The 7,970-nt window shown below is 71.3% G+C and carries 9 protein-coding genes; 3 read left to right on the top strand and 6 right to left on the bottom strand.

Features of this window, described 5'->3' with window-relative positions; genetic code table 11:
• Positions 1 to 104: 104 nt before the first annotated feature.
• From ACFXPK_RS17770 to ACFXPK_RS17755, 4 genes are all read right to left on the bottom strand, one after another.
• Positions 105 to 545, bottom strand: coding sequence for a Fur family transcriptional regulator (locus ACFXPK_RS17770; RefSeq protein WP_384990514.1), 441 nt, complete (start codon positions 543 to 545; stop codon positions 105 to 107).
• An 87-nt stretch (positions 546 to 632) separates the two neighbouring features.
• The gene (locus tag ACFXPK_RS17765) at positions 633 to 1,562 is read right to left on the bottom strand and encodes a metal ABC transporter permease (RefSeq protein ID WP_384990512.1); all 930 of its coding nucleotides are present in this window, start codon (positions 1,560 to 1,562) and stop codon (positions 633 to 635) included.
• A 2-nt stretch (positions 1,563 to 1,564) separates the two neighbouring features.
• Positions 1,565 to 2,404, bottom strand: coding sequence for a metal ABC transporter ATP-binding protein (locus ACFXPK_RS17760; protein WP_385076317.1), 840 nt, complete (start codon positions 2,402 to 2,404; stop codon positions 1,565 to 1,567).
• 117 nt (positions 2,405 to 2,521) lie between these two features.
• Positions 2,522 to 3,529: a metal ABC transporter substrate-binding protein gene (locus tag ACFXPK_RS17755; protein ID WP_385076315.1), complete on the bottom strand. Its 1,008-nt coding sequence runs from the start codon at positions 3,527 to 3,529 to the stop codon at positions 2,522 to 2,524.
• A 155-nt stretch (positions 3,530 to 3,684) separates the two neighbouring features.
• Here ACFXPK_RS17755 and ACFXPK_RS17750 point away from each other — a divergent pair, with 155 nt between their 5' ends.
• Positions 3,685 to 5,064: a glycine--tRNA ligase gene (locus ACFXPK_RS17750; protein ID WP_329827193.1), complete on the top strand. Its 1,380-nt coding sequence runs from the start codon at positions 3,685 to 3,687 to the stop codon at positions 5,062 to 5,064.
• 140 nt (positions 5,065 to 5,204) lie between these two features.
• On the top strand, positions 5,205 to 5,411 hold the full coding sequence (locus tag ACFXPK_RS17745) for a hypothetical protein (RefSeq protein ID WP_384990504.1): 207 nt from the start codon (positions 5,205 to 5,207) through the stop codon (positions 5,409 to 5,411).
• A 52-nt stretch (positions 5,412 to 5,463) separates the two neighbouring features.
• On the opposite strand, the gene ACFXPK_RS17740 is transcribed toward ACFXPK_RS17745, so the two are convergent.
• Positions 5,464 to 6,048 (bottom strand): TetR family transcriptional regulator, encoded by a 585-nt coding sequence (locus ACFXPK_RS17740; RefSeq protein ID WP_384990501.1) that lies wholly within the window; start codon positions 6,046 to 6,048, stop codon positions 5,464 to 5,466.
• Between the two features lie 212 nt (positions 6,049 to 6,260).
• Positions 6,261 to 7,283 (bottom strand): aldo/keto reductase, encoded by a 1,023-nt coding sequence (locus ACFXPK_RS17735; protein ID WP_384990499.1) that lies wholly within the window; start codon positions 7,281 to 7,283, stop codon positions 6,261 to 6,263.
• A 299-nt stretch (positions 7,284 to 7,582) separates the two neighbouring features.
• On the opposite strand from ACFXPK_RS17735, the gene ACFXPK_RS17730 reads away from it, so the two are divergent.
• A complete protein-coding gene (locus ACFXPK_RS17730; RefSeq protein WP_384990497.1) occupies positions 7,583 to 7,825 on the top strand; it encodes a DUF6243 family protein in 243 nt (80 codons plus the stop codon).
• Positions 7,826 to 7,970 lie beyond the last annotated feature (145 nt).

The following is a 7,970-nucleotide window of genomic DNA, read 5'->3' as shown; positions in this document are numbered from 1 at the left end:
ATGGCCGCCGGCGGCCCGCGCGACGGCCCGGCGGGCTCCCCCGGGCGGGGGGGGGCGGCGGCCGACCCCGGCCCCCCCCCCCCCCGCGGTGCGGTGTGTGCGGTTCAGTTCTTGGCGGCGGCCGCCGCGCACTCCGCGCAGGTGCCGAAGATCTCCACCGTGTGCGCCACGCTCACATAGCCGTGCTGGGCCGCGATCGTCTCCGCCCACTGCTCGACGGCCGGCCCCTCGACCTCGACCGCCTTGCCGCAGATCCGGCAGACGAGATGGTGGTGGTGGTCGCCGGTCGAGCAGCGCCGGTAGACCGATTCGCCGTCGTTCGTGCGCAGCACGTCGACCTCGCCCGCGTCGGCGAGCGACTGGAGCGTGCGGTAGACCGTGGTCAGTCCCACCGAGTCACCACGGTGTTTGAGCATGTCGTGGAGATCCTGAGCGCTGCGGAACTCGTCCACCTCGTCGAGCGCCGCCGCCACCGCGGCGCGCTGGCGGGTCGATCGGCCGCGCACGGGGGCCGCGTTCGATCCGCCGCTGGGCGCAGTCGTCACCGGTGCCTCCTTGCCTCTGCCCGTGTCCTCCGGGCGTTGCCCGCTTGTCTACGGGCCCCATTCTGCCAGTCCAGGACCGGCCCGCGGTCATGCCGTGGCGTCCTCCGCCGGACGCCGGGCGCCCGGGACGTCGGGTACGGGCGCCGGAGCCGGTCCGGTCCCGTCCGCCTGTACGAGACACGCTTCCTCGTTCCTCAGCGCACGGGCCCGTCGCCGGGCCAGCGGCGTGGCGAGCGCGGTCAGCAGGACGAAGACCCCGATCGCGATCAGCACGATCGTCGCGCCCGGCGGTACGTCCTGGTAGTACGAGGTGACCGTGCCGGCCAGTGTCACCGCCGTACCGATCACGACGGAGAGCACGAACGTGACCACGAACGAGCGCGTGACCTGCTGCGCCGCCGCCACCGGCACCACCATCAGCGCGCTGACCAGCAGCAGCCCCACCACCCGCATGGCGACCGTGACCGTCACGGCGGCGGTCACCGCGATCAGCAGGTTCAGGGCGCGCACGGGCAGCCCGGTGACCCGGGCGAACTCCTCGTCCTGGCTGACGGCGAAGAGCTGGCGCCGCAGCCCCACCGTGACCAGCACCACAAAACCGGCCAGCAGCGAGATCGCGGTGACGTCGGAGGGCGAGACGGTCGAGAGCGAGCCGAAGAGGTACGAACTGAGGTTCGCGTTGGAACCGTTCGGCGCGAGGTTGATCAGCAGCACACCGCCCGCCATGCCGCCGTAGAAGAGCATCGCCAGCGCGATGTCGCCGCGGGTGCGCCCGTACGCCCTGATCAGCTCCATCGTGACGGCGCCGAGCACGGCGACGAGCGTGGCCATCCAGATCGGGCTGGCGGAGAGCAGGAAGCCCAGGCCGACCCCGGTCATCGCCACATGGCCGATCCCGTCGCCCATCAGGGCCTGGCGGCGCTGGACGAGATAGATGCCGACGGCGGGCGCGGTGACGCCGACGAGGACGGCGGCGATCAGCGCCCGCTGCATGAAGGCGGTCTCAAGGATTTCCATGGTCAGGTCAGCAGTCCCGTACGGAGCGGCTCGCCGGCCGCGTGCGGATGAACGTGGTCGTGGCCGGGCAGGGCGTGCTGGCCGACGGCCTTCGGCGGCGGCCCGTCGTGCATCACGCAGCCGTCGCGCAGCACCACCGCGCGGTCGATCAGCGGCTCCAGCGGACCCAGCTCGTGCAGGACGAGCAGGACGGTCGCGCCGGCCGCCACCTGCTCGCGCAGGGTCGCCGCGAGGATGTCCTGACTGGCCAGGTCGACGCCCGCCATCGGCTCGTCCATGATCAGCAGCTCGGGCTCGGAGGCGAGCGCGCGGGCGATCAGCACGCGCTGGTGCTGGCCGCCCGACAGGGCGCCCACGGAGTCCCTGGCGCGGTCGCCGAGGCCCACCAGCTCGATGGCCCGCTGAACGGCCGCACGATCGGCCCTGGTGGGCCATCCCAGCCGCAGGGGGCTCGTACGGGAGAGCCGGCCGGAGGAGACGACCTCGCGGACGGTCGCGGGCACGCCGCTCGCGGCGGTGGTGCGCTGCGGTACGTAGCCGACGCGCCGCCAGGCGCGGAAGCGGCGCAGCGGGGTGCCGAAGAGCGAGATCTCCCCGTCGGAGAGCGGCACCTGGCCGATCACGGAGCGCACGGCGGTGGACTTGCCGGAGCCGTTGGCGCCGAGCAGGGCGACCACCTCGCCGCGGCGCACGGTGAGGTCGACACCGCGCAGGACGGGGCGTGCGCCGAGCGTGGCGGTGGCGCCGCGGACGGTGACGACGGGCGGGGGCCCGTCGTCGGTACCGGGGTGCGCCGGGGCGCGTTCCGCCGCCCTGGCGTGGTCGCTCTCCACCGTCGCCATGTCAGGCGCCTCCGTTGCTGGTCTCGTCGCTGTCGTCGCGGGCCGGGTAAGCCGACCCCGGCCGGGGGAGCCGCCCCGTCAGGGGAATCGTTTCGCCCGGCTCCCCGTCACGTCACATCATTTCGCGCCGAGCGCGGTGCGCAGCGCTGCCAGGTTGGACCGCATGACCTCGATGTAGTCGCGGCCCTTGGTCTTGTCGGTGATTCCCTCGATCGGGTCGAGGACGTCCGTGGTGAGCCCGGAGTCCCCGGCCACCGTCCTGGCGGTCTTGTCACTGGCGAGTGTCTCGAAGAATACGGTGGTGACCTTGTCCCGCTTCGCGATGGTCTCCAGTTCCTTCACCCGGGCCGGGCTCGGCTCCGACTCGGGGTCGATGCCGGCGATGGCCTCCTGCTCCAGACCGTAACGCTCGGCGAGGTAGCCGAAGGCGGCGTGGGTGGTGATGAACGTCCTGGTGGCGGTGGAGGCGAGGCCTTCCTTGAAGGACGTGTTCAGGCCGTCCAGCTTGGTGACCAGGGCGCTGGTGTTCTTCTTGTACGCGGCGGCGTTGTCGGGGTCGGCCTTCTCCAGGGAGGCGCCGACGCCCTTGGCGACCTCGGCGAACCGCACCGGGTCGAGCCAGATGTGCGGGTCCTTGCCGTCCGTCTCCGACTCCTCGTGCCCGTGCTCGGCCTCGTCGTGACCGTGCTCGGCCTCGTCGGCGTGGTCGTCGTCGTGACCGTGGTCGTGGCCGGTCGCCGTGCCGTGGTTCTCCAGGGTGGTGAGGGTCGTCGCGTCGACGACCGTCTTCGCCCCTGACTGGTCGATGGCCTTGTCCACGGCGGGCTGGATGCCCTTGAGGTAGAGGATGACGTCGGCCTCGCCGAGCTGGGCGGCCTGCCGGGGCTTCAGCTCCAGGTCGTGCGGCTCGACGCCCGGCTTGGTGAGGGTGGTGACGGAGACGTGGTCGCCGCCGATCTGCCGGGCCAGGTACTCCATGGGGTAGAACGACGCGGTCACCGCCAGCTTGCCGTCGCCGCTCTTCCCTGTCGTGTCGGAGGAGGAGCAGGCGGAGAGCGCCACCATGCCGAGGGTGACGGTTCCGGCGAGGGCGGCGGTGGGTATGAGGCGTCGTCGTACGTTCATGACAGTCATTTTCAACAAAAGTGGAAACGATTGTCAACAAGGGGCGGGTAACGGGCCGGAATGCCCCTTGCTCCGCACCGATTTGATCGAAGGGGTGCGCGCGCCGCTAATCTGAAGCATTCGCCGTTCGTCGTCGTCGTAATGAAGAGAGACCCGTGGCCGCCGACAAGATCGACAGCATCGTCAACCTGAGCAAGCGCCGTGGCTTCGTCTACCCGTGCAGTGAGATCTACGGTGGTCAGCGGGCCGCCTGGGACTACGGGCCGCTCGGAGTCGAGCTGAAGGAAAACCTCAAGCGTCAGTGGTGGCGCTACATGGTCACCTCGCGCGAGGACGTTGTCGGCATCGACTCGTCGGTGATCCTCGCCACGGAGGTCTGGGAGGCGTCCGGCCACGTCGCGACCTTCACCGACCCGCTCACCGAGTGCACCTCCTGCCACAAGCGCTTCCGCGCCGACCACCTGGAGGAGGCGTACGAGGCGAAGCACGGCAAGGCCCCCGCGAGCCTCTCCGAGCTGAACTGCCCGAACTGCGGCAACAAGGGCACCTTCACCGAGCCCAAGCAGTTCTCCGGTCTGCTCTCCACCCACCTCGGCCCGACGCAGGACTCCGGTTCGGTCGCCTACCTGCGCCCCGAGACCGCGCAGGGCATCTTCACCAACTTCGCCCAGGTGCAGCAGACCTCGCGCAAGAAGCCGCCGTTCGGCATCGCGCAGATGGGCAAGTCCTTCCGGAACGAGATCACTCCGGGCAACTTCATCTTCCGCACGCGCGAGTTCGAGCAGATGGAGATGGAGTTCTTCGTCAAGCCGGGCGAGGACGAGCAGTGGCAGGAATACTGGATGGAGCAGCGCTGGAACTGGTACCGCGACCTGGGTCTCCGTGAGGAGAACATGCGCTGGTACGACCACCCGGCCGAGAAGCTCTCGCACTACTCCAAGCGCACCGCCGACATCGAGTACCGCTTCCAGTTCGGCGGCAGCGAGTGGGGCGAGCTGGAGGGTGTCGCCAACCGCACGGACTACGACCTCTCCGCGCACTCCAAGGCGTCGGGCCACGACCTGTCGTACTTCGACCAGGAGGCCGGCGAGCGCTGGACCCCCTACGTCATCGAGCCCGCCGCCGGTGTCGGCCGCGCGATGCTCGCCTTCCTCCTCGACGCGTACAACGAGGACGAGGCGCCCAACGCGAAGGGCGTGCTGGAGAAGCGCACCGTGATGCGCCTCGACCCGCGCCTCGCGCCGGTCAAGGTCGCCGTGCTGCCGCTCTCCCGCAACCCGCAGCTCTCGCCGAAGGCCAAGGGCCTCGCGACGGACCTGCGCCGCAACTGGAACATCGAGTTCGACGACGCGGGCGCCATCGGCCGCCGCTACCGCCGCCAGGACGAGATCGGGACGCCGTTCTGCGTGACGGTCGACTTCGACACCCTGGACGACAACGCGGTGACGGTGCGCGAGCGCGACACGATGAAGCAGGAGCGCGTCTCGCTGGACCGGATCCAGAGCTACCTGGGCGAGCACCTGCTCGGCTGCTGACCCGAAGCCCTGAGGCCCCCCCGGGCCCCGGAGGGCACAGGACAGGCCCCCGGTTCCGTCGCGGAACCGGGGGCCTGCCCGCGTTCCGCGCCGGATCCTTGCGGCACACTGGGCGCTCCCCGACAAGAGAGGAACGGATCATGCCGTCCTCCACCACCAGCAAGGTCAGCCGATGGGATCAGCACGGGCGGGAACATGTCGTCCGTGTGGAGAAGGCGGGTGTGCAGCGGTCGTTGACGTGTGACACCTGCGGCTGGCGGAAGGGGGCGCAGTTCCTTCCGTGGCTCAAGGCCGAGGAACACCTCACCGAGGCCCACCAGGCCACCGTGGACCCGGCGGCGGGCTGACCCCGGCCGCCCGGGGGCGGGGGAGGGCGGAGGTGGGCGCCGTTCCCCGCCGTCAGGGCCTGAGGCCGCGCAGCAGGAGATCGGAGACGGCGGTGAAGTCCGCGTCGATCGTGGGCTTCTGCCACTCCGGGGCGTAGCACGGGTCGTGGAAGCGCGCCGTCGCGACGAAGAGCGCCCCGGCCGCGCCCGCCGGGTCCGGTGCCACGAACTCGCCCGCGCGCACGCCCTCTTCGACGATCCGGGTGAGCTGTCCGGTCAGCTCCGTCAGATGCGCGTCCACCGCGTCGCTCTGCTCCCCGGTGAGCACCGAGTACGTGGCGAACAGCTCGGGGTCGTCGCCCGCCTTGTGGCGCTTGGTGTCGAACAGCGCCAGCAGCCAGCCGCGCAGCTTCTCCGGACCCGGCGCCTGCGATCCCTCGACGATCTCCTGGAGCACCCGCTCCGTCCCGCTCAGCCAGCGCGCCGTGACCGCCTCGCGCAGCGCCGCCTTCGTCCTGAAGTGCCGGTAGACGCTGCCGTGGCTGACCCCGAGCAGCCGGGCCACATCCACCACCGTCGCCTTCGCCGGTCCGTAACGGCGCAGCACCTCCTCGGTGGCTTCGAGGATGCGCTCGGCGGTCAGGGTCTCGGGGGACATGGCTGCCCGACCTCTCATGGCTCGTGCGGCTCGTGCGGCACTTGCGGCTTGTGCGGGCTCGTACGGCGGAGGTATGTCGCCCGGGGTGCCAGGCGACACTACCGGTCACCCCGGGCCGGGCCGTCCGGCGGGTGAGCCCCTGGAACCGCCCTTGCGCGCCGCCCCTCTCCGCGGCCCGCCCCGGGCCGCGCGCGGTCCCGCCGCGCCCCGGGTCACCGCCGCTCGCTGTCCAGCGTCGACATCTGCGCGGCCGGATACCGCTCGCCCGCCGCGACGCCCGCCGGGAAGGCCCGGTCCAGGGCGTCGAGATCGGCGGCGTCGAGCGTGACGTCCAGGGCGCCCAGGGCCTCGGTCAGCCGGTCCCGGCGGCGGGCGCCGATGAGCGGGACGATGTCCTCCCCCTGGGCGAGCACCCAGGCGATGGCGATCTGCGCGACCGTGACGCCCTTCTGCTCGGCGAGCGCGCGCAGCGAGTCGACCAGCGCCAGGTTGTGATCGAGGTTCGCGCCCTGGAAGCGCGGGCTGTGCGCCCGGAAGTCGCTCGGGCCCAGCTCGCGGTCGCGGGTGAAGTGGCCGCTGATCAGCCCCCGCGAGAGCACCCCGTACGCCGTGACGCCGATGCCCAGCTCGCGGACCGTCGCCAGGATGCCGTCCTCGATGGAGCGCGAGATCAGCCCGTACTCGATCTGGAGGTCCGCGATCGGGGCGACGGAGGCGGCCCGCCGGATGGTGTCGCTGCCCGCCTCGGAGAGGCCGATGTGGCGGACGTGGCCGGCTTCGACCAGCTCGGCGATGGCGCCGACGGTCTCCTCGATCGGGACATCGGGGTCGACCCGGGCGATCCGGTAGATGTCGATGTGGTCGGTGCCGAGGCGCTGGAGGGAGTAGGCGGCGAAGTTCTTGACGGCGGCCGGCCGTCCGTCCTGCCCGCCCCAGCCGTTGTCGGGATCGCGCAGGGCGCCGAACTTGACGCTGGTGAGCGCCCGTTCGCGGGCTCCGGCCGGAGCGGTCCGCAGCGCCTCCGCGATCAGCAGCTCGTTGTGCCCCATCGCGTAGAAGTCGCCGGTGTCGAGCAGGGTGACGCCCGCGTCGAGCGCGGCGTGCAGGGTGGCGATGGACTCGGCGCGGTCCACCTCTCCGTACAGCGCGGACATGCCCATGCAGCCGAGGCCGAGGGCGGAGACCTGGGGGCCGGTGGCGCCGAGGGCGCGGGTGGGGATGGCGTGGGTGGTCATGGCGGCTTCCTCCGTACACGAATTCTGACACCGTCAACGATGGCATGACGGATGACAGATTTCAATATCTGTCATCCGTTCGGGTGTTCGGTGGTCCGCCCGCCCGGCGCCGGGCCCGCAAGATCCTCCGGGCCCACCAGGGCCTCCGGGCCCGCGGAAAATGCGTTACCCCCCGGTCGCGCCCGGTGGTAACGTTTCGGGCATGTTCTTCCAGATCTACGAGTGAGAGCGCGGCGGTCTCCGAACCGCCCCCCACCGACGAATCCGCAGATCACTTCTCATCACTTCGGGAGAACCCCGTGGCAAAGAGCCGCAACAACCTTCTTGGCGTGGGCGGTCAGCGCACGAAGATGAGCCGCACGGACCCGCAGTCCAGCGGCCCCGCCCGCGACGCCAACCGCAAGGCCGCCGCCGACCAGAAGCAGGAGCTGCTGCGCAAGATGCGGGAGCGCGCGGCGGGTCAGACGCAGGCCGACCAGGACGACACCACTCCGGCGGGCGACCCGGCCCCGGCGAACGGCGAGGACACGGCGCGCGCCTGACGCCGCCCGCCCCGAGGGGGCGGACACGGAACAGCGCGCGGAGGGGGGGGGGGGGAAAAAATAGAGGGTGGCCGCCGCCCCGAGATAGTATAACAGTACCACCCCCCCGCCCCGGCGAGCGGGGGGGGGGGCAGCTCGCACTCGC

The organism is Streptomyces sp. NPDC059142, assembly GCF_042755665.1.
Classification (GTDB): Bacteria; Actinomycetota; Actinomycetes; order Streptomycetales; family Streptomycetaceae; genus Streptomyces.
This window is presented reverse-complemented; position numbering and strand designations above follow the sequence as displayed.

Bases quoted from the DNA above. Each gene is read 5' to 3' on its own strand.
- ACFXPK_RS17765 (WP_384990512.1), bottom strand. From the start codon at position 1,562: ATGGAAATCCTTGAGACCGCCTTCATGCAGCGGGCGCTGATCGCCGCC.
- ACFXPK_RS17760 (WP_385076317.1), bottom strand. From the start codon at position 2,404: ATGGCGACGGTGGAGAGCGACCACGCCAGGGCGGCGGAACGCGCCCCG.
- ACFXPK_RS17755 (WP_385076315.1), bottom strand. From the start codon at position 3,529: ATGAACGTACGACGACGCCTCATACCCACCGCCGCCCTCGCCGGAACC.
- ACFXPK_RS17745 (WP_384990504.1), top strand. From the start codon at position 5,205: ATGCCGTCCTCCACCACCAGCAAGGTCAGCCGATGGGATCAGCACGGG.
- ACFXPK_RS17740 (WP_384990501.1), bottom strand. From the start codon at position 6,048: ATGTCCCCCGAGACCCTGACCGCCGAGCGCATCCTCGAAGCCACCGAG.
- ACFXPK_RS17735 (WP_384990499.1), bottom strand. From the start codon at position 7,283: ATGACCACCCACGCCATCCCCACCCGCGCCCTCGGCGCCACCGGCCCC.